Origin of the sequence: Blattabacterium cuenoti (genome assembly GCF_014251235.1) — a bacterium.
Taxonomy (GTDB): domain Bacteria; phylum Bacteroidota; class Bacteroidia; order Flavobacteriales; family Blattabacteriaceae; genus Blattabacterium; species Blattabacterium cuenoti_AF.
In genome coordinates this window covers 477,152-503,456 of record NZ_CP059181.1, presented here as the reverse complement: position 1 = coordinate 503,456, position 26,305 = coordinate 477,152, and the positions used below count along the sequence as shown (strand labels likewise).

Sequence of the window (26,305 nt, the reverse complement as noted above, 5' to 3'; positions counted from 1 at the left end):
TATTTTGTTTTTCTTCTGTTCTTTTTGGTATTCCTTTATTTTGTTTTTCTTCTGTTGGTTTGATTATTCCTTTATTTTGTTTTTCTTCTGTTGGATTAATTATTCCTTTATTTTGCTTTTCTTCTGTTGGTTTGATTATTCCTTTATTTTGCTTTTCTTCTGTTGGTTTGATTATTAAATTATCAAACAATTCTTTTTTCATACTTTTATCAGTCGTTAACCACAAATAAACAGATTGATTTCTATCCTTTATTTTTCCAGGAAAAGGTTTTTGACGATAAATTTTCGCATTTTTTGAAGTAGCATCTGATGGATTATCATAATAAAAATTAATAATATGAAATAATTTGTTTCTTAAAATAAATATAGCTTCAGGTAAAGACATTCCAATAACATTTGGAACAAAAAATTCATTTCCTTTTCCTATTACTAAAGTAATATTATCTTGATATGGCAAAATATATCCGGATGAAATAAATTTTCCTTTATATAAAACTCTTAAAACAATATCTTTCGATAGATCATTAACATATTTTATTTCTTTTACAAATAAGTGATTTTCTTGAACTAATCTAATAGCTATATGTTTATTTTTGTTAACAATATTAGGTAGAACTGTCGTATGATTTTTTTCAGAATTAGCTTGTATATATATATATCTTCCTATTTTAACATGATTACCTGATTCTGGGAAAAAAGATAAAACTTGATTAGGTTCCAATGATGGATCGTAATGAGAAGTATCTATATCATATTTTAATCCTAATTTATTTAAGATATATATAGATTCTTTTAAAGTCATAGAATGAAGATTAGGGACTATCACATAAGATCCGTGTTTTGTGTATGAATCTACCCATTTTAATGTTAGATTTGTTATTTTATATAAAATAAGTATAGCAATTAATAAATTGAAAAATATAATAAAAAGATATTTTGAATAATTCATATTTAACTTAGAAATGAATAGATAATATAAAAAAATTAAAAATAATGAAAAAAATTGCCATTGTTATGGGCGGTTATACAGAAGAATCTGTTATTTCAATGAAAAGTGGAGAAGTTGTTTACGAGAATTTAAACAAAAAAGAATTTGATGTTTATAAAGTTTATATAGGAATAAATAAGTGGTTTTTAAAAAATAAAAAAAACGAAGAATATCCTATAAATAAAAAAGATTTTACTGTTTCTTTTTCTGAAAATAAAATTCTTAAATTTGATTGTGTATTTAATGCTATTCATGGATCTCCAGGAGAAGATGGAATATTACAAGCTTATTTTCATTTATTAAAAATACCTTATACAGGATGTAATTTTCATCATGCTAATTTAACTTTTAATAAAAAATATTGTATAACTCTATTAAAAGAGTTTGGAATAAAAACTGCTCCATCTTTTTTTATAAATAAAAATCAACATTTTTGCAAAAAAAAAATTATAAAAAAAATAGGATTTCCATGTTTTATAAAACCAAATCGATCAGGATCTAGCATAGGTATATCTAAAGTATGGAAAGAAGAAGAATTATTTCTTTCTGTCAAAAAAGCTTTTGAAATAGATGAAGAAATTATTATTGAATCTTCATTGAAAGGAGTTGAAATATCTGTAGGAGTAATAATTTGGAACCAGGAGATTAAAGTTCTCCCGATTACAGAAATAATCAGTAAAAATGATTTCTTCGATTTTGAATCAAAATATTCTGGAATTTCTAAGGAAATAACGCCCGCTAGATTACATCCAGAGATAGAAATAAAGGTTCGTCATATTGCAAAGAAAATATATGAAATTTTAAACTTATCATGCATATCTAGATCTGAATTTATTATTGTAAATGGATCCCCAGTTTTTCTAGAAATTAATACCATTCCTGGTCTTTCTAAAGAAAGTATTTTTCCGAAACAATTAAAAATATATGGGATATCCTTATCCGAATTATTTCAAAAAAATATATATGATTCTATTGAAATTTTTAAGAAAAGAAAATTATAATTTACAGTTACATTTTTTTTTGCAGGTATTCTTTTTTTTAAGAAAGAAAAAATTCAAAAATATTTTGAATATACGAAACATAGAATATAAAAAAAGAATACTAATAATAACATATTGCCACATGTCTTTCTTTATTTTAAAATTTGATAAATAAAAAAGGAAGAAATATAAGCTAAAATAATCATAAAGGAAAATTGTATTATTGTCCATTTCCAAGATTTTGTTTCTTTTTTAACTATAGATAAAGTACTTAGACACTGCATAGACAATGCATAAAAAAAAAGTAAAGAAAAACCTGTAGCAAGGTTATGTTTTCCTGTCTTAGGAAAAATATCTTTTTCCATTTTATTCTTTAATAAGAAAAAATTTCCTTCCTTTTCTATACTATATACTGATGCCATAGTACTAACAAAAACTTCTCTTGCAACAAAAGAAGATAATATTCCTATTCCTATTTTCCAGTCATATCCTAGTGGAATAAGAAATGGTTCTATTTTTTTTCCTAATAACCCCAAATAAGAGTTAGGTAATTTTTTTTTCTCAAAAAAAATGAAATTATCAGAAAAAAATTTTTTTGAAGGAGAAGGACCAAAAGATCCTAAAACCCAAATTAAAATACTTATGAATAAAATCATTTTTCCTGCATTTAAAATAAATGATTTGATATTAATCCATAAAGTAATTAATACATTTCGAATAATAGGATATTTATAAGTAGGCATTTCCATAATTAGATGGCTTTTATAATCTTTTTTAAGAAAAAGATGAAGAATCATAGCTATACTTAAGGCTGAAAAAAAACCTAAAAAATACATACCCATAAGAACTAAACCTTTTAGTTGAAAAAAAAAAAACTTTTTATCTGGAATAATAATAGAAATAATTAAAGTGTATACGGGCAATCTAGCAGAACATGTTATAAAAGGAGTCACTAATATTGTGATCAAACGATCTCTGTAATTTTCAATATGTCTAGCAGACATTATAGCTGGAATAGCACAAGCTACACTAGAAATAAGAGGAACTACGCTTTTTCCATTTAAACCGAAAGGTCTCATCAATCTATCCATTAAAAATATAACTCTGTTTATATAACCACTTTCTTCCATGATAAGAAGGAAAAATAATAAAATAAAAATTTGTGGAATAAAAGAGAAAATAGTACTAATACCAGGTAAAAATCCTTGTATTAAAAAATCATTCAAAGGTCCTGGATAAATGTTTTCTAATTTTTTTTTTATTAAAAAAAAAAAATATTCTATAAATTTTTTAGGACCCTCTGACCAAAAAAAAACACTTTGAAAGATAAAAAATAATAAAAAAAAGAAAATAAAATAACCCCAAAAAGGATGTAGAAATAAATGTTTGTCTATTTTTTTGGAAAAAGAGAAGGAATCGACTTTATTATTATAAATGAAATTAGATACCGTTTTTGAAAAAATTGTTCCTATTTTTTCATATCTATCCAGTGTTTCCTTAATTTGTAATCTTCTAGGAATAAGATTGTGTTTTTTTATTATTTTTTTTAATAAAAATCGATTATCCTCCTTTAAAAATTTGTTATTTGCTAAATAAGACCAAGCTCTGTATTTATTTTGTACTTTATAATTCTTTTGTACATCTTGAATAGCAATTGGATAATGTAAGATAGGGTTAAAGGAAAAAGTATGTTGTTTTTTATTAAAATTATTAATTTTTTCTTTAAGCTCTTCTAAACCTATTCCTTTTCTTGCGTTAATTGAAACAATTTCTGTTGAAAGAATTTTTTTTAGTTTTTCTATATTAATAAATATTCCTTTTTTTTTAGCTTCATCTAGCATATTTAATGCAAGAATAACTGTAAAACCTAAATCTTGTATTTGTCTGAATAAAAAAAGGCTCCTTTTTATATTGGAAGAATTAGCGACAACAATAATTTTATCAGGATAATTAATTTCTTCTATATTATTCAATAGTTTACAAACTATTTCTTCATCTTCAGAAGAAGGATATATACTACATATTCCAGGTAAATCTACGATTTGATAATTTTTTTTTTTATAAGAAAAAAATCCTATTATTTTATCCACAGTAACTCCTGAATAATTTCCAACTTTTTGATTTAGTCCAGTTAATTGATTAAACAAAGAAGTTTTTCCAACATTTGGATTTCCAATTATAGCTAATTTAATTATTTTTTGCATTGATAATAATGGGTTCTACGATAATATTTTCTGCTTCTTTTTTACGCAAAGCTAGACAAGATTGATTATAAAAAATACATAATGGATCATAAAAGATAGAAACAAAAATTATTTCAATTTCAACACCAGGAAGTACTCCTAATTCTAATAATTTTATAGGAAAATCTTCATTTTTATATCCTTTTATAATACCTTTTTCTCCTATTTTAAGATTAGATAAATTCAAATTTATATGCATTTAAAATTAAATGATTAAATATACTAATTGAAAAATTATTTGGAGAATATCTCTATGAAATAAAGATGAAAATATATTTTTTTATTATAGAAATAAAGGTTTAAATTGAACAAAAAAATACATGATTTTTTTAATCTATGACGTCTTCTTTTATTAGATCAATACAATTATTATTAAGCATATCTATATTGATTGTTGTTCATGAATTTGGTCATTTTATATTAGCAAAAACTTTTAAAGTTCGTGTAGAAAGATTCTTTCTATTTTTTGATCCTTGGTTTTCTATTTTCAAAAAAAAAATAGGAAATACTATTTATGGAATAGGATGGATTCCTTTAGGGGGATATGTTAAAATATCTGGAATGATGATGAATGAAGAAAGAAATTCGGATAAAAAAAACAGTTGGGATTTTTGTTCAAAATCTGCAATTAAAAGGCTTTTAATTGTTTCAGGTGGAATAATTTCTAATATTATATTATCAATCATTCTTTTTTCTCTTTTGTTATTTCAATATGGAGAAATCAATCTTCCAACGAAAAATGTTAAATATGGAATAGAGGTAGACAGTTTAGGTGAAAAAATAGGATTAAAAAATGGAGATAATATTTTATTAATAAATGGAAGATATATTCATTACTTTAATGATATTCCTAGAGCCATTATTTTAGGTAATTCTATTACGATAAACCGTATGGGTAAAACCATGAAATTATTATTAAATAATGATAAAAAAAGAATTTTATTCGATCAAAAAGAATTTAAATTTTCTATCAGACCTCGTATTCCTCCCATTATAAAATATGTAATAAAAGGTTCTTCAGCAGATAAATCAGGATTTAAACAAGATGATGAAATTTTGGCTATTAATTCAGAATTTATTTTATTTTTCGATCAACTTAAAGAAAGTTTATCTAAATATAAAAAAAATCAATCTTTATTGATCTCTATTAATAGAGATGGAAGAATTATTCAAAAAAAAATTTTTCTAGATAAAAATGGAATTTTAGGATTTTATTTAAAAGATTTTATAGATATGGATGAAATTTTTTTATTTGATCAAAAAAAATATTCTATAATGGAAAGTTTTTCTTATGGCGTTCAAAGGACTTGGAATGTTTTAAATCATCATATTTCTTTCATGAAAAACATGTTTCATTTAGAAACTAAAGCTTATAAACATTTAGGTAGTATATTTTCTATGGCTAAAGAATTTCCTAATCAATGGAATTTGGATGTTTTTTTAACTTTAACAGCTTCTTTATCTATATGGTTAGCCTTTCTAAATCTACTTCCTATTCCATCATTAGATGGTGGTTATATTCTATTTTTAATTATAGAAATTATAACTAGAAGAAAAATTAAAGAAAAAATTTTTGAACGTTTTACTATCATTGGTTTTATCACAATAAGTTTAATGATGATGATGGTAATTATTTGGGATATCTTCAAAGTATTTTTTTCTTAGAAAAAAAGAAAATTTTATTTATGGTTATCCCTATATCTATTATAAGATCATTTTTATGTATAGATCCAATTTTTTCTATAGGAGGAAAAAAACTTAACCCAATTTTGATAACATTTTTATTACATTTTGTAATAAATTTATCATAAAAACCTTTTCCATAACCGATCCGATATCCTTTTAAATCAAAAATTAATAAGGGAATAAAAATAACTTCAATTAATGAAGGATGAATAATATATTTATCAACTGGTTCAAGTATTCCATATCTATTTTTTTTTAAAAAAGATTTTTCATGAAACAAACAATTTTCTATGGAATTTTTAATAAAATCAGAACAAGGTATTGTGATTTTTTTTCTTTCTTTTAAAAGAAAATCAGTAATAATAAAAGTGTTTATTTCGTTATATTTTTTTATAGGTAAGAAAATATGATAAAAATTTTTATTCCAGAATGATAATTTTTTAGAAAGATGAAAGATATCATGACTCATTTTTATTACTTCTATTTTAGATAGTTTTTTTCTATAAAAAAGGTATTTTTTTCGTAATTTTATTTTATCATTTTCCATTTTTTTATGGTATATGATTTATGAATTCATGATCATCTGTTGTTTTATTTTTTACTATATTATTTCTTATAAAATTTTCTAAAATATTTACTATTTTTGTAGGATCTTCTATTGGTGCTATATGACCGGTTGGTATTTCTGCATAAAAACTTTTATATCCTTGTTTGGCTTCTTCACGTAGTTTTTTATATGGAAGAATCGAATCATACATTCCTATAATGTATAATTTTGGAAATGTTGTCGTTTTTAATAAAAACCTTCTATCTTTACGTATAGACATACCTCGTAAAAAAGAAACAACACTATGAATTGTAGTGGAAAAAGCTATTTTTTTTAAAAAAATGAATTTTTTTTGAAAAAAATCTAATTTTTCAGGATTAAATAATTTACTAATATTAGAAGAAACAAATAATGGATAATGATCTATTGCCAATTTAATGGATTGGAAACGTTTTTTTCTTTTTTCTTTTGTATCTGATTCCGCTGTGGAATGTAGCAAACATAAACCTAAAAATATTTCTGGATATTTCTCCGAAAGAGCTAAAGCTATATATCCTCCCATGGAATGACCTACAAAAACTGCTTTTTTTATATTTTCTTTCTCTAAAATAGTTTTGATAGAATCAGCAGCCTCTTCCATTGTATAAATGGTTTCTCTTTTTTTTGAAAGAAGACTTTTTCCATGACCTGGACAATCAATTAAAAGTACTTTATATTTATTAGATATTAATTCATATACATCATTCCAAATTTCTGAACTTTCCATAAATCCATGTAAAAAAACAATAGGAATTCCATTTCCTTTTTTTTTATAATAGACATTTTCCTTATTATGAAAATAAATGAACATATTACTTATTATATCTTATATTAGATGAAATATAGCACTTAAATAACGGATCATGAAAAATACGTTTTTTTTTCTTAAAAAACGAAGTTTACAATGTTGTTGACAGTAAATATTGGAAATTCAAGTATTCGTTTTGGTTTATTTGAGAATAATAATCATCATCATTTAGAATGTGATAGATCTTGGATTATTAATACGAATCCACATAGATCTTTAGATGAATATATTTTTTTGTTTAAAAGTATTTATCATCAAAATGGAATTTTATCTCAATTAATAAAAAATATTGTTATAGGTTCTGTCGTTCCTTCTCTAACAAATATTGTGGAACTATCTTTGTATAAGATACATAAAAAAAAACCAATTGTAGTAGATAGATATTCTATATCTCCAGTAAAACATTTTTCTCATCAATTGGGTACAGATCTATATGCTAATGCTATAGCCGCTTATACCTTATATCATAAAAAGAAGAAAAAAGCTCTACTTGTAATAGATTTTGGAACAGCTTTAAGTTTTACATGTATTGATAAAAATGGACTTATTCAAGGTGTTGTAATTGCCCCAGGAGTAAAAAATTCCTTATTTTCTTTGATAGGAAATACAGCTCTACTTTCACAAGTAGAATTAAAAAAACCTTCAAATATATTAGGTAAATATACAGAAACATGTATACAAAGTGGAATTATTTATGGATATCTGAGCATGGTGGAAGGATTAATAAATCGTATTAATAAAGAATTAAAAAAGAATTGTTTTGTGATAGCTACTGGAGGTTTATCACATATTTATTCTCCTTTAACAAATTCAATCCATTATGAAGATAAATTACATACAATAAAAGGATTAAAAATCCTATTTTATTGGAATAATAAATAATTATATTTTGATAGAATTATAAATTTTTTTTGATAAAATCTGAAGATTTTTTTCAGGTATAACTATTCTTTTTTTAGAAAAATCTCCATCACTTTCTTGATCCATAGGAATCAAATGAATATGAACATGAGGAATTTCAAATCCAAGAACAAATATTCCTATGCGATTACAAGGAATTACTTTTTCAATTCCTATAGCTACTTTTCTTGAAAAGGACATGATAGAAATAAACTCTTCTTCTGTTAGATTAAATATTTTATCTACATTTTTATTTTTTGGAATGATCAACGTATGCCCAATTTTTATTGGATAAATATCTAAAAAAGCTAGATGATCATAATTTTCAGCTACCTTATAAAAAGGTATCTCATTTTTAATGATTTTTGTAAAAATGTTATTTTTTTTTATTTTTCTCATTCGCTAAATGCAATCTCTAAAACTTCGTAATCAAGTATCATCTTATTAGGTAATTGAATATGGGCAATTTCCCCTACTTGTTTTCCTAATAAACCTGTAGAAATGGGTGTATTAATAGAAATTTTTCCTGATTTTAAATCAGCTTCACCTTCTGGAACCAAAGTATATATTTGTTCTCCTCCACATGTTAGATTTTTCACTCTTACTGTAGATAGAATAGAAACTCTTGTTTTATTTATTTGTTTACCATCTATAACTCTTGCATTAGATAATTTTTTTTTTAATTTAGCTATATTCATTTCTAAAAACCCCTGTGCTTCTTTTATAGCATCATATTCTGCATTTTCAGAAAGATCTCCTTTATCTCTTGCTTCAGCTATTTGCATAGATATTTTTTGTCTTTCTATATTTTCTAATCTTTCAATCTTTTTTTGTAGAATTTTTAATCCTTCTCTAGTTATATATTCGAATTTTTCCATAATTTTTTCTTATAGGTTTAGATTTCTTTCATTGATTATCTCACTTTGTTATTTTTATGTAAAGTTAATTGATTTTGAGTATAAGATGATTTTAAGATCTATTTTCGATCTTTTCAAATAAAATTTTTTAAGAAAAATCATTGTATACGTGTAATATTTGCTCCCAAAATACGTAATCTTTCATCTATATTTTCATATCCTCTATCTATTTGCTCTATATTTTTTATAATACTAGTACCTTTTGCAGAAAGAGCTGCTATAAGAAGCGATATTCCAGCTCTAATGTCTGGAGAATTTAATATAGAACCTCTTAAATAAGATTTACGATCTAAACCAATAACAGTTGCTCTATGAGGGTCACATAAAATGATTTGAGCTCCCATTTCAATCAGATCATCCACAAAAAATAATCTACTTTCAAACATTTTTTGATGAATTAAAACACTTCCTTTAGCTTGAGTTGCAACTACTATTAAAATGCTTAATAAATCTGGGGTTAAACCTGGCCATGGAGAATCAGATATAGTTAGTATGGAATTGTTTAATAATTTTTCTATTTGATAAGATTTTTGAGATGGAATATATATATCATCATTTCTTTTTTCTATAAAAATTCCCATCTTTTTAAAGATATTTGGAATAATTCCTAAATTATTCCAACTTACATTATGAATTTTTATTTCAGAATTAGTAACTGCAGCTAAACCTATCCAACTTCCTATTTCTACCATATCAGGTAATATAGTATGAGTACTACAACCACCTAATTGTGTCACTCCAATAACATTAATTAAATTGGAACCAATTCCCTTTATTTTTGCCCCCATTTTATTCAATAATCTGCATAATTGTTGAATATAAGGTTCACAAGCTGCATTATAAATAGTCGTTTTTCCTTTTGCTAAAGTTGAAGCCATAATAACATTAGCTGTAGCCGTTATAGAAGCTTCTTCTAAAAGAATAAAACTTCCTTTTAGAGTGGTAGTAGAAAAGAAAGAAAAGGATTGATTATTTTTATTATAAGATATACGACTACCTAAAGATTCAAAACCTTTTAAATGAGTATCCAAACGTCTACGACCTATTCTATCACCTCCAGGAATCGGAATAGATACTTTTCCAAATCTAGCCAATAATGGACCTATTATCATAATCGAACCTCTAATACATTTTCCGTATTCTCTAAATTTTTTCGTATTTAAATATTCAAGATGAATATTTTTAGCTTGAAAAAAGAAATCACCCACACCATTTTTTTTAATAGAAACTCCTAAATGTTGAAGTATTTGAATCATACATTTTACATCACCTATTTCTGGGATATTTTTTATCCTTAATTTTTCTGTTGTTAATAAAACGGCACATAAAACTTGTAATGCTTCATTTTTTGCTCCTTGTGGTTTTATTTCTCCTTTTAGAAATTTACCTCCTTTAATTTTAAATGTAGCCATCTATTTTTTTTTTCTCATATAATTTCTTCTTCTTTTTGTATTCAGAAGATGAGAACATTGTAATAATGGATCAGTGTTATTCATTAAACATATCTTTCCATTTGAAAGTTCTTTTAAATCTTTAAAAATAACGAGATCTTCTACAATATTTTTATTCCATCTTAAATAATTTTTTTTCATAGTATTAGCTATAGCATAAAATAAACCTTCTCTTTTCTGTTTATTTGTACAGTTTATAGCTACATGGATCATATTTCTTATTATTTTTCCATAATACCGGAAATTAGTTAAATATTTTGGATATTCTACTTTTTTAGAATAGTCTATTTTTATTTTTTCTGGATTTGGTTTAGGAAAAGGAGAATCAACATCTAATTTATATTTTGACATGATAAACAATTGATTCCATAATTTTTGTGAAAAAAAAGGTTGATTTAATCTAGAGTTAGAATCCGTCATAATTTTTATGATACTCCATGCACAACGATTACGTTTTTTTCTATTTTTTATTTGTATCGCATAATCTATCATTTTATGAATATTTCTTCCATATTCTGGTATAACCAATTTTAAACGATTAGTATTATATTCCATATTGACTTTTTTATAAAAATAAAAATTTATTTAATTCATGAAAATGTGTGATTCTCATCACCTAAAATGTTTAGTAGTTTTTTTTTGAAAAAAAATTTTGTCTAACTTTACATGATGTATTAAAACAGGTAGAACAATGATTATCCTTACAAGCATCCACATGTACAAATAATTCTACTTTTTCTCCAAATTTTTTTTTAGTTAAATTTGTCAATTTACGAACTTCTTTATTTGCTTCTCTAACGGTAAAAAACCATGGAATAGTTAAATGACAATCAACATGTAATGCATTCCCATATTTAATTATTTTTAAATGATGAAGATTCATCCAATGGACATCTTTTTTCTTCAAGAGATAAAAGGATAATTTATTTAAAAGTTTTTTATCTGATTCATCCATAATTCCTGCTATTGCATGTCTAAGAAATTTTAATCCTGTATATGAAATGATCAAAGAAAAAATAATAGAAATGATAAAATCTATCCATATATATTTTGTAATATCTAGTAATATTAAACTTATTATTATTCCAAAAGTAGAATACGTATCTATTTGTAAATGTTTTCCACTAGCTATTAACGTTAAAGAACCATTTTTATTTCCTATTCTGCAAGAAAGGGAACCTAATACATAGTTAATAATAGCGGTAAAAGACATTAAAAAAAGGCCATAATCTAATTTTAATAAATGATTGTTATTTTTATGTAAAAAAGAATTTGCAAGAATAATAATTCCTACAATAAGAATTAAAAAACCTTCTATTCCAGTTGATAAAAATTCAATTTTACCATGACCATACGGATGATTCTTATCTTTTGGCAAAGAAGATATGTAAAGACTATACAAACCCATAAATCCACTAATAATATTAGTTAAACTCTCCATTGAATCACTAAATATAGATAGAGAAGAGGTAAGATACCAAGAAGTTAACTTTATGATAAACAAAAAAATAGCTACAAAACAAATTATTTTTTGTAGAAAAAAATTTATTTCCATTTTTTTTTTCTCCATTATTTATTTTTTATTTTTACAGTAAAAATATTGGTAGTCTTATGTATGTATGAAGGATAAAAAAATATAGGTTTTTATGAATAAAAAATAAGTTTAGCTAAACTTAATAAAATTTTTTTGATTCCTGATTCTTTAAATTTAATTATAGCTATCTCATTTTCCTGGATATCTAATATTGTTCCGATTCCAAAATTTTTGTGAAATACTTTTACTCCCTTTTTTATGTTTGATATGATAGATGACGATTTTTTTTCATAATTCAACAGATTTATGAATTTTTTTTTATTAACTTTATAATAATTATCAATTATATTTTCACTATCAGTAATTGTTTTATTTATTTCATGAATAAAACGACTTGGAAAATGTTTTCGTTTTTTTCCCCATATAAAACGATATTTTGCGCATGTTAATATAGCTTTTTTTTTAGCTCTAGTTAAAGCTACATAGAATAATCGGCGTTCTTCTTCAAGTTTTAATTGATTATTCAAACTGGATTTTGATGGAAATAAATTTTCTTCTAATCCAGAAATAAATACAATAGGAAATTCTAAACCTTTAGACAAGTGTATTGTCATTAGAGAAACTTTATTTTCAATTTTTTCATGACTTTTATCCACTTCATCTATACCTTCTTTTAGAGAAAAAAAACCTAAAAATCCAGATAAACTAGTATCTCCATTTTTTAATTTTTTTTGTTCTTCAACATAGAAGAATATATTATCTAATATTGATTGGAAATCATTTTCATGATAATTATTTTTTTTATCCTCATATTCTTTTAATAAAAAATCAATTATATATTTTGCTATTTTACATGTATTTTTATCATTCAATTTTAGACGTATTTCTTCTATTAAAAAAATTAAATTATTTAAACGATCTTTTGTTTTTCTATTTATGTTTAAAAAAAATTTAGGATCTTTTATTAAAAATTTTAGTATTTCATATATATTTTTATCCTTATTATTTTTAGATGATTCTAATAATAATTTAACAGTTTTTTTACTTCTTATTTGATTTTTGATAATTCGTAACAAAGATTCTTCTTCATTTGGATTAGTTATAATTCTAAAATAGGATAATAAATCCTTTATTTCTTTTCTTTGATATAACGATATAGATCCATATATTTTATATGGTATTTTTCCTTCTTTTAGAGCAAGTTCTAAAATATTTGATTGTGTATTTGTTCTATATAAAATAGAAAAATCACTAAATTTTGCGTCATTTTTTACAATTTTTAAATTGATATACGATGCAATATATTTTGCTTCCTTTTTATCTGAAGAAGCTCTATATATCTTAATTTTTTCTCCTTTTTCATTATTAGTCCATACTTTTTTAAAAAGTTGATTTTCATTAAAAGAAATAATATTGTTAGAAGCCTCCACGATGTGATTAGTTGAACGATAATTTTGTTCAAGACGAAAAATTTTTGCTCCATAATAGTCTGTATCAAAGTTTAATATATTTGATATATTAGCACCACGGAAAGCATAAATACTTTGTGCATCATCTCCTACTACAAAAACATTTTTATGTTTTGATGATAAATTTTTAATAATAGAATTTTGAGATATATTAGTGTCTTGATATTCATCAATTAATATATAATTGAATTTTTCTTGATATTTTTGTAATACATTTGGAAAATGATTAAATAAATAATTTGTATGAAGTAAGATGTCATCAAAATCTAAAGCTTCTGCTTTTAAACATTTTTGTACATAAAATTTATATATTTTTTTTATATCTTGGTATAAGTTTCCGTCTATTATCATTTTTTTAAATAAGTTATTTTTATACTCAGATATTTTTCTTCTAATTTTTTCAGGACTGAGAGAAATTTTAAAATTAAGCTCCATCAATATTTTTTTGATTACATTTTCTGAATCTTTTTGATCATAAATAGTGTAGTTGGATTTATATCCAAGCCAATGAGATTCTTTACGGAGGATTCCTGAAAATATGGAATGAAAAGTTCCCAAATACATTTTATTTAAGTCCCTTTGGTTTATTAATTTAGAAATTCTATTTTTCATTTCTCTTGCAGCTTTGTTAGTAAAAGTTAAAGCTAATATTTTAGAAGGATCTATTTTTAGATTTTTAATCATATGAATAATACGATATGTAATTATTCGTGTTTTTCCTGATCCTGCCCCAGCAATTACTAATATTGGTCCATTAATTGTTTCTATTATTTTACGTTGATGATTATTTATAGAAAGAATCATATTTTCATCTTTTTATTCTTTTCTAAGAAAGATTTATAGTATTTATAAAAATGGTTTTTTTTCATTTGTTCATTTAGAACAAAATCAGGATTTTCGTAAAAAAATTTTTTAGCAATAGAAATTGCTTCTTTTATTAAGGAAAAATCCTTTACAAGATCTGCAATTTTAAAAAAAATAGATTTTCCGCTTTGTTTCGTTCCTATGATATCTCCACTTCCCCTTAAGGTAAGGTCTCTTTTTGCTATTTCTAAACCATTATTAGTTTCACACATGACTTTTATTCTAAAACTCCCTATTTTACCAATTTTTTCATCAGTCATAAGGATGCAATAACTTTGATGAGGGCCACGTCCAACTCTTCCTCTCAACTGATGTAATTGAGATAAACCAAAATAATCTGCATTTTCTATTAAAATAACTGAAGCATTAGGAATATCTATTCCTACTTCAATAACAGTTGTAGAAACCATAATTTTAGTTTCTCCACGAAAAAATAGATTCATTTGAATATTTTTTTCTTCATAACTCATCTTTCCATGTAAAATTCCTATTTTATTTTCTAAATACTGAAAATTTTTTTTAATAAATTCATATCCTTTTGTTAAATTTTTATATTCATTTTCATCTTTTTTATATTTTTTAATAGTAGGATTAATAGTAGGATAAACTATATATATTTGCCTTCCTTTTTTGATTTGATTTTGTATGATTTCGAATGCTTTAAATCTATTTTTATCAAAACAATGAATAGTTTTTATAGGTTTTCTATTTATGGGAAATTCTTTTATTATGGAAAGATTAAGATCTTTATAGAGGATCAAAGCTAAAGTTCTAGGAATAGGGGTAGCAGTCATTACTAATATATGGGGTAATTTTTTATTTTTTTTCCAAATTTTTTCCCTTTGTTCTACACCAAAACGTTGTTGTTCATCTATTATAGCTAATCCTAATTTTTTAAAATTTACAGAATCTTGAATTAATGAATGAGTTCCTATAATTATAGAAATTTTACCTGTCAGTACATCATGATATATGTTTTTTTTCTTTTTAAGAGAGGTAGAACGAGTTAAAAGTGCTATTTTAATTCCAATTTTAGAAAACATTTTTTGTATAGATAAATAATGTTGTATAGCTAAAATTTCAGTAGGAACCATAAGACAGGATTGAACTCCGTTATCTATAGCTAACAACATAGCTAAAATAGCTATTATAGTTTTTCCACATCCAACATCTCCTTGTAAAAGTCTATTCATTTGTATAGATTTTTTTAGATCAAAACGTATTTCTTTAAATACTTTTTTTTGTTCTTCTGTTAAAGAGAATGGAAGAAAATACTTATAAAAAGTATTAAACTTTTTTCCTATTCTCGAAAAAGAATAACTTTTTTCATAAGAGTTTTTTTTTCTGTTTTGGATAGATAAAAGAATTAGTTTGAAAAAAAATAATTCTTCAAATTTTAAAAAATATTTAGCCTTTGTTAATTTATCTAAAGATTCTGGAAAATGTATTTGAGTCAATGCTTCTTTTCTTTCTATGTTTAATTTTTCCTTTATATACTTATTAGTAAAAATATCTTCTATTTCATTTTTTGATTCTTTTATTATTTTTTTTAAAATTTTTATCATAAAAGAGTTATCTATTCCATTTTTTTGAAGTTTTTTAGGTATATGATAGATAGGACATATGGTGTATTTTTTTTCAATTTTTTGAAATTTTTGAATGTTTGGATGTATAATTTGAATCTTTTTTTGGTAACATTTTATTTTACCTGAAACTGTTATTAAAATATTTTTTTGAATTTTTTTCTTCATAAAGAAAACAGAATGAAACCATACTAATTGAATAAAACCTGTATGATCTTCTAAACGTGCTATCAATATCTTCCCTTTTTTATTTTTACAGTCAATTTCTTCAATATTTGTAATTTTACCTATTATTTGGACAATAATGTTATTATATATATTTTGATGTTTGATTAATTCTGATATATTTTTTAATATAAAAAGACGGATATATTTTTTAGGATATAAAAAAAGAAAATCTTCATATGTATGGACATGTAATTCTATATTAAATAAATTTTTCAATTTTAAGTTGAATTCTTTTAAATCTTCTATAGATTTGTTTAAAATATTATTTAACATTTTTTAAAATGTGAATTTTTCATAAAAAAATAAAAATATTTAATTTAATTTTGTTTTTATCACATAAAAAAAAAGGACATTTAGCTCAGTATGGTTTAGAGCACTACTTTGACAGAGTAGAGGTCGTCGGTTCAAATCCGGTAGTGTCCACCACATCTATTATTATTTTTTTATATTACTTATGGTTTTAATAATTACGACAGTTAGAGAAGGTGAATCTATTGATAAAGCTTTAAAAAAATGCAAGAAAAAGTTTGATAAAACACGTGTTTTAAAAGAGTATAGAGAAAAACAACAATATATAAAACCTTCCGAAGATAGGAGGAATGAAATTTTACGAGCAAGATATAGAGAACGTATGCGTTTAAAAAGAGAGGAATAAATATAAATAATTAATTGATCATTTTCCTATATATATATGATAAGTAGTAATAATCATCGTAAAAAAGATAAATGTATTTTTGGATTGATAGGAAAAAGTATTGGTTATTCTTTTTCAAAAGAATTTTTTATGGATAAATTCAAAAGAGAATCTATCCATCATTATTCATCTTATGAAATATTTGATATTCCGAAAATAGAAAATATTTTGTCTATTTTCACAAATAAATCATTAAAAGGATGTAATATAACAATTCCATATAAAGAAAAAATTATTCCTTATTTGAATGATATTTCGATGGAAGCTAAATCTATTGGATCTGTTAATGTAATAAAAATAGATCAAGATGGATATCGGATTGGTTATAATACCGATTTTATTGGTTTTGAATACACGTTTAGAAAAGATTTTAATCGATTATCATTTAAAAAAAAACCAAAAGCTTTAATTCTTGGAACTGGTGGAGTATCTAAATCTATATCATATGTTTTAAACAAATTTAAAATACCACATAAATATGTTTCTAGGAATAAAAATGGAAATGTTTTTATTTATGAAAATATTAATAAGGATATAATAGATAATTATAAAATTATCATTAATTGTACCCCTTTGGGAACTTATCCATCAATCAATTCATGTCCATTATTGCCATACCAATATATCTCTTCTCAACATTACTTTTATGATTTAGTTTATAATCCTTCCAAAACTTTATTCTTAAGAAAAGGAGAAGAAAAGGGTTCTATGATTCGAAATGGATTAGAAATGTTACATGTTCAAGCGGAAGAATCTTGGAAAATTTGGAATTCTTAGAAATGAAAAAAAATTTCTTTATGCAAAGGGCTATTCAAATAGCAAAAAATGGATTAGGATACACTAGTCCTAATCCTATGATTGGATGTGTTATAGAAAAGGATGGATATATTATATCAGAAGGATGGTATAGAGGAAGAGATCATGCAGAAATTGAAGCGATTAATAGGGTAAAACATAAATCATTGTTAACTAAATCTACTCTTTATGTAACATTAGAACCATGTTATTATGTTAATAATAATTTATCTTGTATTGACTTAATCATTAGAAATGAGATACCTAGGGTTGTGATAGGAATAAAAAATCCTTGTAAAAAAAATGCAGGATTAGGAATAAAAAAGTTAAAATATTTTGGAATAGAAGTAATAGAAAATTTATTAGAAAATCAGTGTCGTATTTTAAATAAACGTTTTTTTTCTTTTCATGAAAAAAAGAGACCTTATATCATATTAAAATGGGGTCAAAGTTATAATGGTTTTATGTATTCTTTTATGAAAAAAAAAACAGATTTTCCTATGGTTAAAAATATTTCTTTTTCTAGACAATTAAATTTTAAATGGAGGACTGAAGAAGATAGTTTTTTAGTAGAAGGAGAATCATTATTAAATGATAATCAATTAATTGATTATAAATATTTTGGAAATAATTCTATTAGAATTATATTAGATAGAGATTTAAAAATCTCTACATTTTCTTTAAAAGAAAAAAAAGAAACAATAGTTTTTACAAAAAAAAAGAAAGAAAATAAAACAAATATAAACTTTGTTCAAATCTCTTTTAATAGAGATAAAATAAAGGATATTATAAATTATTTATATAAAAAAAATATTTTATCCTTAATTGTAGAAGGAGATCAAAAAACTTTAAATAGTTTTATAAAAAATAATTATTGGGATGAATCTAGAATTTTTATTTTTCATTTCTTTTTAAAAAAAGGGATACATTCTCCTTTAATTAATGGAAAGATTATAAAATATTTTTATTTAGGAAAAGATAAAGTTTTTTTTTATAAAAAAATTTAAATCGTTTTGATCGTCTATTATTGATTGATAAATTTCATAGTATCAAAACCATCTGAATAATTTAGTAAATTAGGATATTGGGTATTTCCGAAGTAAGTTTCATATGGAAAAATATTTTTTGATACGATACATTGTAAATGTTCTCTATTATTAGAGATATTATTTTTTAATTTATTTAGATTTGAATAAAATTCATAATAAATAACGGAAATAGGGCTAAATAATTTTTTATTTTCTATTAAAATAATAATATTATTTTTTTTCATTGGAATATTATTCATAGTATAAATAGAATGATAATAATTATAATTGTTAACGTATTTAGGATTTTTCATTATATAAGAAGATGTCATATTTACTAATAGTAAACGAAAGTCATAATTGTTAGGAACAAATATTTTTCCTACATTTCTACATCCTCTTCCAGAATAAGTTAATATATCCTTTGTTAAAGAAACCAAATCTTTATTACTTTCGTCCCCTTGTAAAATAGCTATAGAGGTTCTACTTTTTCTAAGTAAAAGAGGATAATCTCTGAAATAGTATTCAAAATAACGAGCTGTATTAGTGCTTCCGCTTGCTATAACGATATCATATTTTTCTTTTGAAAAATTTTTTGAAAATTTTATCATTTTTTTTAATGATGGATTTATATAAGTAATTATATTACATAAAAAAGGAAATAATAAATCATCTTCTTTAGATAATTTTATTAAAATACGATGTCCTGATAAAATAACACATAAAAAATCATGGAATCCTGCTATTGGAATATTTCCGGGCATTATAACTAAAACAGTTTTTTTTTTCTTTTTTTCGAAGGAATATTTATTTATCCATTCTTCTAACCTTTCAATTCTCAACAAAATACTCCATTCTTCAATGGTTATCAATAGATCTTCTATTCTAAACCAAGTATTTTTATCAGATATTTTTTTCAAATAATTCATGAATAAAAAAAAATTTTTTTTAGATTCAGAAAAATTATTTTTTTCTGTATAAAATTCCTTAAATTCTTTAAGTAAAAAACCTAACTTATCAAAAGTTCGAATTAATGTATTCATTTTTTTAATATTAATTTAAACAATTAAACAAATGTCTATAAAAATCACAGAAGAGTGTATTAATTGTGGAGCTTGTGAATCTGAATGTCCAAACAATGCTATTTATGAAGGAGGTATAAAATGGAGAATGTCTGATGGAACATCTTTAAAAAGAAAGAATATAAAATTACTTATAGATCCTAATCTTTTTCATGAACCAAAGGAAAATGATTTCTATTTTATAGTAGAAGAAAAATGTACAGAATGTGTAGATTTCTATGATGAACCACAATGTGTCAGTATTTGCCCAGTAAATTGTTGTATACCAAATACTTTAGAATCTAAAGAAGAACTCCTTCAGAAGAAAATATTTTTACATGAAAATTCTTCATTAAGATAAAAATAAGGGATCATTATTATACAATGATTATTGTATTGTTATTTGATAAGATGATAAAATTATATTTTTTTTATGGAAAAAAATGATAATTGGAGATTTATTATTAAATCTGAGTTTAATCAGAATTATTTTAAAAAATTATTAATCTTTTTGAAAAATGAATATAAAAATCATATTTGTTTTCCAAACAAAAATAATATTTTTTCATCCTTTCATTATTGTTCTTTCAATAAATTAAAAATAGTCATCATAGGACAAGATCCATATTACAGGGATCATCAAGCTGACGGTTTATCTTTTTCTGTTCCCGATGGAATTTTGTTTCCTCCTACTTTAAAAAATATTTTTATAGAAGTTAGCAATTGTTTTCCCGGAAAAAAATCATTACCAAAAAGTGGTTCCTTAATTCGTTGGGCTAAACAAGGAGTATTATTGCTTAACTCTATTCTAACTGTAAGAGAAGGTATTCCAAGATCTCATAAAGATAAAGGATGGGAAATTTTTACAGATAAAATTATTCAAATCATTTCAAATAAAAAAAAAATGTTATTTTTTTGTTGTGGGGTACTTTTGCAAAGAAAAAAGCATTTTTAATTAATGCTAATAACAATCATTATATCTTGAAAACTTCACATCCTTCACCATTTTCCGCTAATTTAGGTTTTTTAGGGTCTAAACATTTTTTAAATGCTAATAAATTTTTAATTCATCATGGAAAAAAACCTATAGTGTGGTGATTTTTACATGTGTATAGATTGTCCTTCAAAATTAAGTAAAGCTGATTCTTTAAAAGCTTCACTATAGGTTGGATGAGGATGACAAATCCTATATATATCTTCTGAAGAAGCTCTAAATTCCATAGCTATAGTAGCCTCCATAATCATGTCTGAAACATGACTTCCTATCATATGAACTCCTAATATTTCATCTGTTTTTTTATTGGATAAGATTTTTACAAAACCATCTGTATTCCCATTAGCAAGAGCTATTCCTAATATTTTATTAGGAAAAATACCTTTATTATATTCTATTTTTTTTTCTTTAACTTCTTCTTCTGTATCTCCAACACTAGATACTTCCGGATAAGTGTATATTACGGATGGAATTAAATTATAATTAGGTTTGTTTGGTTTTTTTCCAGCTAATAATTCCGCAACATATAAACCTTCTTCTTCTGCTTTATGTGCCAGCATTTTACCTCCTATAACATCTCCTACAGCATATATATTTTCTTCTGATGTTTGTAGTGAATCATTAACTGTAATAAATCCTTTTTTATCTGTTTTTATTCCTAAATTATCTAATCCAAGATTTTTTGTATATGGGATTCTTCCAATTGAAATAAGACAAAAATCTCCAACATATTTTGTTTCTTTTCCGTTATTTTTATTCTCAATGAGAACTAACACTTCATTATTTTCTAATGTAATTATCTTTTTTACAATTGAAGAAGTTTCTATTTGAATGGAATATTTTTTGAATATTTTTTTCATTTCAATACTTAAAGAATTATCCATATTGAAAATAATTCTATCCATAGACTCAATAATTGTAACGTGACTTCCTAACTGATGGAATAATGAACTTAATTCTAATCCTATAACTCCTCCCCCTATTACTATTAATTTTTTTGGAATTTTATCTAGAGAAAGAGCTTCTGTAGATGAAATAATTTTTTTTTTGTGATTAAAATTTTGAGATGGATAACTTAAAGGTTTAGATCCTGTTGCTATGATACAATTTTTGTATAAAACTTCTTTTTTTTCTTTCAAAAAATTTTCATCTGTGATAGAGATAATTCCTTTCTTTTTTTTAAAAGAAGCTAATCCATTATATAAATCAATATGATTTTTTTTCATTAGATATTTTATACCATTATTTATCCTTTTTATTATATTATTTTTTCTTTCCATCATTTTTATAAAATCTAAAGATAGATTTTCAAAAAAAATTCCATGTGATGAATAATAATTTTTAGCTAAAAAAAAATATTTAGAAGAATACAAAAGTGTTTTGGAAGGAATGCATCCTATATTTAAACATGTTCCACCTAGGTCTTTATATTTTTCAATAATAGCAGTGCGAAGTCCTAGTTGACTAGCTCGAATAGCAGAAATATAACCTCCAGGACCAGATCCGATAACTACAAGATCATAAAAATTATTCATTGTAAATCAAGTATTTTTTTCATACAAATATATTATATAATTACATATTAAGTATGTAGGAAAAAATTAATGGAGCAACAATGGTTGCATCCGATTCAATAATAAATTTAGGTGTTTCTTTGTTTAGTTTCCCCCAGGTAATTTTTTCATTTGGAATAGCTCCTGAATAAGACCCATAACTTGTTGTTGAATCAGAAATTTGACAAAAATAAGCCCATAAAGGTGTATATTTGCATCCTATATCTTGCGATAACATGGGAACAACGCTGATTGGAAAATCTCCTGATATACCCCCACCTATCTGAAAGAAACCTATTTTATTTTTTTTGGATACTTTCTGATACCATTTAGCCAAATAAATCATATATTCTATTCCATTTTTAACAAGATTAGGTTGAAATATTTTTTTTATACAATATGAAGTAAAAATATTACCTAAGCTACTATCTTCCCAACCTGGAACAACAATTGGAAGATTTTTTTTTGCAGATTCTAATACCCAACTTTCTTTTGAAGAAATATTATAATATGGTTCTAAAGTATTTTCCAATAATAATTGATAAATATATTCATGTGGAAAATATCTTTTTGAGCTTTTCTTAGCCCTATTCCAAATATTGAAAATGTTATTTTGTAACAATTTAAAAGCCTGTTTTTCTGGAATGCATGTGTCCGTAATTCTATTAAATCCTTTTTTTAAAAAAACGACCTCCTCATCCGGTGTTAAATCTCTATAATTAGGAATTTTTTTATAATGAGAATGGGCTATTAAATTCAGAATATCTTCTTCCAGATTAGCTCCGGTACAAGAAATGATATGAACTTTATCTTTTCTTATCATTTCAGCTAATATTTTTCCTAATTCTGCAGTGCTCATAGCTCCTGCTAATGTAATCATCATTTTTCCTCCATTTTCAATGTGAGCTTTATAAGCTTTAGAAGCTTCTGACAAGGCTAAAGCATTAAAATGTAAAAAATATTTATCAATAAATGAAGTAATAGAATCTTTCATAATTTTTTATTTTTTTTATCTGGCTATTTGTACGGCTCTAGTTTCTCGTATGACGGTTACTTTTATTTGTCCGGGATAAGTCATTTCATTTTTTATCTTTTCTGTTATATCAAAAGATAATTGAAAGGCTTTTTTATCATCTATTTTTTCGCTTTCTACTAAAACCCTTAATTCTCTTCCCGCCTGTATAGCAAAAGCTTTATTAACCCCTTTAAAACTTAAAGCTAAGTTTTCCAAATTTTTTAATCTCTTAGAATAAGATTCAAAAGAATTTCTTCTTACTCCAGGTCGAGCCCCACTAATTGAATCTGATATTTGAATAATAGGAGATATAAGATTTTTCATCTCTATTTCATCATGATGAGATCCTATTGCATTACAAACTTCTATATTTTCTCCATATTTTTCAGCCCATTGCATTCCTAAAATAGCATGAGGAAATTCTGATTCTTTTTCTGGTACTTTTCCTATATCATGTAATAAACCTGCACGTTTAGCTAATTTAGAATTTAATCCTAATTCTGAAGCTAATATTCCTGATAAATTTGAGACTTCTTTAGAATGTTGTAATAGATTTTGTCCATAAGATGATCGATATTTCATTTTTCCTATCATTCTAATTAATTCTGGATGTATTCCATGTATTCCTAAATCAATAATATTTTTTTTTCCGATTTCTATTATTTCTTCTTCTATTTGTTTTTCTGTTTTTTCTACTATCTCTTCAATTTTTGCTGGGTGTATACGTCCGTCTATTATTAATTTGTGAAGGGATAACCTGGCTACTTCTCTTCTTATTGGATTAAAACAAGACAAAAGGATAGCTTCTGGTGTATCATCTACTATAATATCTACACCTGTTGCTTTTTCTAGAGCTCTTATATTTCTACCTTCTCTTCCAATAATTCGACCTTTAACATCATCTGATTCTATATGAAAAACAGAAACAGCGTTTTCTACAGCTTGTTCTGTCCCTAGTCTTTGAATAGCTTGAATAATTATTTTTCTAGCTTTTATTTTTGCAGTTAGTTCCGTTTCTTCTATAATATTTTGTATATGTGCTTGTGCTTTTATTTTAGCTTCTTCTTTAAGTTTTTCTATTAATTTATTTTTTGCCTCTTCAGAGGAATAATTAGATATTTTTTCAAGTAATTCTATTTGTTTTAAATGAACGTTATGAAAATTTTCTTTTTTTCTTTGAAGAATTTTGAATTTTTTTTCATAATCGTGTATTTGATTTTCTAAACGATGATTTCTTTGAAAATAAATTTCAATTTCTTTGGATAGTCTAATTTTTTTTTCTTTTGTTTTCTTTTCTGTATCTACTATTTTTTTTTCTCTAAGATGAATATTTTTTTCATGTTTAGACTTAAGTTCTGTAAACTTTTCTTTTGCTTGAAATATTTTTTTTCTTTTGATGGTTTCCCCTTCTTTTTCTGCGTTTTTTATAATTTTTTTTACTTTAATATTAGTTTTTTCTAATAATTGAATATATTTTTTCAATATTGTTTTTTTTACAAAAAAATAACATGTGATAAATCCAATCATAAGCCCCATTAAAAGCCAAACTACAACATTTATTTTCATCATATTTACTCAATTTAAATAAAAATAAAATAGACATTTTAATAACATTTTAAAACAAAAAAAATCATGTAAATAATCATGAATAAAGTACTATATTAATAACATAGTAAGATATACAAAATTAATAACGAGTATATTATAAAAAATTAGGAAATTAAAATATTTTTAATAAAAACAAGTAAAATCTATTTTATCTTTTATGAAAAGAGCTTATTTAGATAATGCATCTACTACTCCTGTAAGAAATGAAGTAATAAAAGTAATGCTGAAAACATTAAAAAATTCATTTGGAAATCCATCTTCTGTACAACATAGTTATGGAAGAGAAGCTCGTTCTATAATAGAAGAATCTAGAATAAAAATAGCAAAAAATATAAATGCATATCCATCAGAAATTATTTTCACTTCTGGTGGAACAGAAGCTAATTATATTGTTTTGAAATATTCTATTATAAACTTGAATATTCATAATATTATAACCTCTCCTTTAGAACATGAATCTATATTGAAAACCGTTTTAGAGTTTGTAAACAGGGATATAGTTAATTTAGAATTAGTTCGAATACAAGAAAAAGGGGTTATAGATTTAAATCATCTTGAAATGATATTGAAAAGAAATTATTCAAAAAAAAAGCTTGTTAGTCTAATGTATGCTAATAATGAAATAGGAAATTTATTAGATATTGATAAAGTAGGGTTTCTTTGTAAAAGATATAATGCATATTTTCATTCGGATACAATTCAAGTTATTGGAAATTATTCTTTTAACATGGAAAAATCACCTTTTGATTTTGCTACTGCTAGTGCACATAAATTCTATGGTCCTAAAGGAATTGGTTTTATTTTTATTAGAAAAAAGGTAATGAAAAAAATAAAATTATTCTTAATAAGAAAAGGTAGTCACGAATTCGGTTTTCGTTCAGGTACGGAAAATATTTATGGAATTGCAGGGATGTCGGAAGCTTTACGTTTATCTTGTGATAATTTTCAAAATTATAAGAAAAAAATAAGAAATTTAAAAACTTATTGTATTTCAGAATTGAAAAAAATTATACCAAGCATAATTTTTAATGGATTATCTGATTCTATGGATCAAAGCCTTCCTAATATCCTAAATTTTTTTTTTCCTAAAAAGGATCATCTATTTTATTTTCATTTAGATCTAATGGGTATTGCTATCTCCAAAGGAAGTTCATGTCATTCTAATAATTTAAAAGAGATATCTCATGTAATTAAGGAGATAACAAAAGATAAATTTTTGTTAAAAAAAGTAACTCCTGTAAGAATTTCTTTTGGTATTTTTAATGAAAAAAAAGATATAAATATGTTAATAGATGCTCTTAAAAAAATAAAAAATTGATA

Annotated in this window: 24 protein-coding genes, 1 tRNA gene and 1 pseudogene; 10 read left to right on the top strand and 16 right to left on the bottom strand. The window is 24.0% G+C overall.

From position 1 onward, the window contains the following. A partial coding sequence (locus tag H0H78_RS02455; RefSeq protein ID WP_185850904.1) for a PASTA domain-containing protein occupies positions 1 to 949 on the bottom strand: 949 nt, incomplete at its 3' end. Positions 950 to 993: 44 nt separating this feature from the next. Between H0H78_RS02455 and H0H78_RS02450 the strand changes: the two genes are divergently transcribed. Beyond that, entirely contained in the window at positions 994 to 1,989 is a 996-nt protein-coding gene (locus tag H0H78_RS02450) for a D-alanine--D-alanine ligase (protein WP_185850903.1), read from the top strand. A gap of 131 nt (positions 1,990 to 2,120) precedes the next feature. Here the strand turns inward: H0H78_RS02450 and feoB are convergent, their stop codons facing one another. Both feoB and H0H78_RS02440 read right to left on the bottom strand, forming a co-directional pair. Continuing rightward, positions 2,121 to 4,172, bottom strand: a complete 2,052-nt coding sequence (gene feoB / locus H0H78_RS02445; RefSeq protein ID WP_185850902.1) for a ferrous iron transport protein B — start codon at positions 4,170 to 4,172, stop codon at positions 2,121 to 2,123. After that, positions 4,156 to 4,410 carry a FeoA family protein gene (locus H0H78_RS02440; RefSeq protein WP_238783746.1) on the bottom strand — a complete coding sequence of 85 codons (255 nt, stop codon included), beginning with the start codon at positions 4,408 to 4,410 and terminating at the stop codon, positions 4,156 to 4,158. Before H0H78_RS02440 ends, feoB begins: the two co-directional genes overlap by 17 nt. A 137-nt stretch (positions 4,411 to 4,547) precedes the next feature. Here H0H78_RS02440 and rseP point away from each other — a divergent pair, with 137 nt between their 5' ends. Continuing rightward, positions 4,548 to 5,876: an RIP metalloprotease RseP gene (gene rseP, locus H0H78_RS02435; RefSeq protein WP_185850901.1), complete on the top strand. Its 1,329-nt coding sequence runs from the start codon at positions 4,548 to 4,550 to the stop codon at positions 5,874 to 5,876. On the opposite strand, the gene H0H78_RS02430 is transcribed toward rseP, so the two are convergent. Together H0H78_RS02430 and H0H78_RS02425 are read right to left on the bottom strand one after the other, a co-directional pair. Next, on the bottom strand, positions 5,857 to 6,444 hold the full coding sequence (locus tag H0H78_RS02430; protein ID WP_185850900.1) for a 5-formyltetrahydrofolate cyclo-ligase: 588 nt from the start codon (positions 6,442 to 6,444) through the stop codon (positions 5,857 to 5,859). The two genes, rseP and H0H78_RS02430, sit on opposite strands and share 20 nt — an antisense overlap. A gap of 4 nt (positions 6,445 to 6,448) precedes the next feature. Continuing rightward, positions 6,449 to 7,294 (bottom strand): alpha/beta fold hydrolase, encoded by an 846-nt coding sequence (locus H0H78_RS02425; RefSeq protein ID WP_185850899.1) that lies wholly within the window; start codon positions 7,292 to 7,294, stop codon positions 6,449 to 6,451. A gap of 93 nt (positions 7,295 to 7,387) precedes the next feature. On the opposite strand from H0H78_RS02425, the gene H0H78_RS02420 reads away from it, so the two are divergent. Continuing rightward, entirely contained in the window at positions 7,388 to 8,173 is a 786-nt protein-coding gene (locus H0H78_RS02420; RefSeq protein WP_185850898.1) for a type III pantothenate kinase, read from the top strand. On the opposite strand, the gene H0H78_RS02415 is transcribed toward H0H78_RS02420, so the two are convergent. The 7 genes from H0H78_RS02415 to recG form a co-directional block, all read right to left on the bottom strand. After that, on the bottom strand, positions 8,174 to 8,581 hold the full coding sequence (locus H0H78_RS02415; RefSeq protein ID WP_185851281.1) for an HIT family protein: 408 nt from the start codon (positions 8,579 to 8,581) through the stop codon (positions 8,174 to 8,176). 5 nt (positions 8,582 to 8,586) lie between these two features. Beyond that, a complete protein-coding gene (greA, locus tag H0H78_RS02410) occupies positions 8,587 to 9,069 on the bottom strand; it encodes a transcription elongation factor GreA (RefSeq protein ID WP_185850897.1) in 483 nt (160 codons plus the stop codon). A 137-nt stretch (positions 9,070 to 9,206) separates the two neighbouring features. Continuing rightward, positions 9,207 to 10,520: a UDP-N-acetylglucosamine 1-carboxyvinyltransferase gene (murA, locus tag H0H78_RS02405; RefSeq protein ID WP_185850896.1), complete on the bottom strand. Its 1,314-nt coding sequence runs from the start codon at positions 10,518 to 10,520 to the stop codon at positions 9,207 to 9,209. Next, positions 10,521 to 11,114 carry a DUF4290 domain-containing protein gene (locus H0H78_RS02400; protein ID WP_185850895.1) on the bottom strand — a complete coding sequence of 198 codons (594 nt, stop codon included), beginning with the start codon at positions 11,112 to 11,114 and terminating at the stop codon, positions 10,521 to 10,523. Between the two features lie 70 nt (positions 11,115 to 11,184). Beyond that, positions 11,185 to 12,114, bottom strand: a complete 930-nt coding sequence (locus tag H0H78_RS02395; protein WP_238783745.1) for a cation diffusion facilitator family transporter — start codon at positions 12,112 to 12,114, stop codon at positions 11,185 to 11,187. A gap of 89 nt (positions 12,115 to 12,203) precedes the next feature. Next, positions 12,204 to 14,366 (bottom strand): ATP-dependent helicase, encoded by a 2,163-nt coding sequence (locus H0H78_RS02390; RefSeq protein ID WP_185850893.1) that lies wholly within the window; start codon positions 14,364 to 14,366, stop codon positions 12,204 to 12,206. Next, positions 14,363 to 16,510: an ATP-dependent DNA helicase RecG gene (recG, locus tag H0H78_RS02385; protein ID WP_185850892.1), complete on the bottom strand. Its 2,148-nt coding sequence runs from the start codon at positions 16,508 to 16,510 to the stop codon at positions 14,363 to 14,365. Before recG ends, H0H78_RS02390 begins: the two co-directional genes overlap by 4 nt. 74 nt (positions 16,511 to 16,584) lie before the next feature. Between recG and H0H78_RS02380 the strand changes: the two genes are divergently transcribed. From H0H78_RS02380 to ribD, 4 genes are all read left to right on the top strand, one after another. After that, positions 16,585 to 16,663, top strand: a tRNA-Val gene (locus H0H78_RS02380). A 28-nt stretch (positions 16,664 to 16,691) separates the two neighbouring features. Beyond that, positions 16,692 to 16,892, top strand: a complete 201-nt coding sequence (rpsU, locus tag H0H78_RS02375; RefSeq protein WP_185850891.1) for a 30S ribosomal protein S21 — start codon at positions 16,692 to 16,694, stop codon at positions 16,890 to 16,892. A gap of 36 nt (positions 16,893 to 16,928) precedes the next feature. Continuing rightward, on the top strand, positions 16,929 to 17,708 hold the full coding sequence (locus H0H78_RS02370) for a shikimate dehydrogenase family protein (RefSeq protein ID WP_185850890.1): 780 nt from the start codon (positions 16,929 to 16,931) through the stop codon (positions 17,706 to 17,708). Positions 17,709 to 17,710: 2 nt separating this feature from the next. Continuing rightward, the gene (gene ribD, locus H0H78_RS02365; RefSeq protein ID WP_185850889.1) at positions 17,711 to 18,733 is read left to right on the top strand and encodes a bifunctional diaminohydroxyphosphoribosylaminopyrimidine deaminase/5-amino-6-(5-phosphoribosylamino)uracil reductase RibD; all 1,023 of its coding nucleotides are present in this window, start codon (positions 17,711 to 17,713) and stop codon (positions 18,731 to 18,733) included. Positions 18,734 to 18,750: 17 nt separating this feature from the next. Here the strand turns inward: ribD and H0H78_RS02360 are convergent, their stop codons facing one another. Then, positions 18,751 to 19,797, bottom strand: coding sequence for an acyl-CoA reductase (locus H0H78_RS02360; protein WP_185850888.1), 1,047 nt, complete (start codon positions 19,795 to 19,797; stop codon positions 18,751 to 18,753). Positions 19,798 to 19,828: 31 nt separating this feature from the next. On the opposite strand from H0H78_RS02360, the gene H0H78_RS02355 reads away from it, so the two are divergent. Together H0H78_RS02355 and H0H78_RS02350 are read left to right on the top strand one after the other, a co-directional pair. Then, on the top strand, positions 19,829 to 20,176 hold the full coding sequence (locus H0H78_RS02355) for a 4Fe-4S binding protein (protein WP_185850887.1): 348 nt from the start codon (positions 19,829 to 19,831) through the stop codon (positions 20,174 to 20,176). Between the two features lie 72 nt (positions 20,177 to 20,248). After that, positions 20,249 to 20,913, top strand: a pseudogene (locus H0H78_RS02350) (uracil-DNA glycosylase). 3 nt (positions 20,914 to 20,916) lie between these two features. Here the strand turns inward: H0H78_RS02350 and lpdA are convergent. The 3 genes from lpdA to rny are packed head-to-tail and all read right to left on the bottom strand — an operon-like array spanning position 20,917 to position 24,943. Further along, positions 20,917 to 22,344 (bottom strand): dihydrolipoyl dehydrogenase, encoded by a 1,428-nt coding sequence (gene lpdA, locus H0H78_RS02345; RefSeq protein WP_185850886.1) that lies wholly within the window; start codon positions 22,342 to 22,344, stop codon positions 20,917 to 20,919. Positions 22,345 to 22,384: 40 nt separating this feature from the next. Continuing rightward, the gene (locus H0H78_RS02340) at positions 22,385 to 23,356 is read right to left on the bottom strand and encodes a deoxyhypusine synthase family protein (protein WP_185850885.1); all 972 of its coding nucleotides are present in this window, start codon (positions 23,354 to 23,356) and stop codon (positions 22,385 to 22,387) included. A 15-nt stretch (positions 23,357 to 23,371) separates the two neighbouring features. After that, positions 23,372 to 24,943, bottom strand: a complete 1,572-nt coding sequence (gene rny / locus H0H78_RS02335; RefSeq protein ID WP_185851280.1) for a ribonuclease Y — start codon at positions 24,941 to 24,943, stop codon at positions 23,372 to 23,374. 199 nt (positions 24,944 to 25,142) lie between these two features. On the opposite strand from rny, the gene H0H78_RS02330 reads away from it, so the two are divergent. Then, positions 25,143 to 26,303, top strand: coding sequence for a cysteine desulfurase family protein (locus tag H0H78_RS02330; protein WP_185850884.1), 1,161 nt, complete (start codon positions 25,143 to 25,145; stop codon positions 26,301 to 26,303). The last annotated feature ends 2 nt before the right edge of the window (positions 26,304 to 26,305 follow it).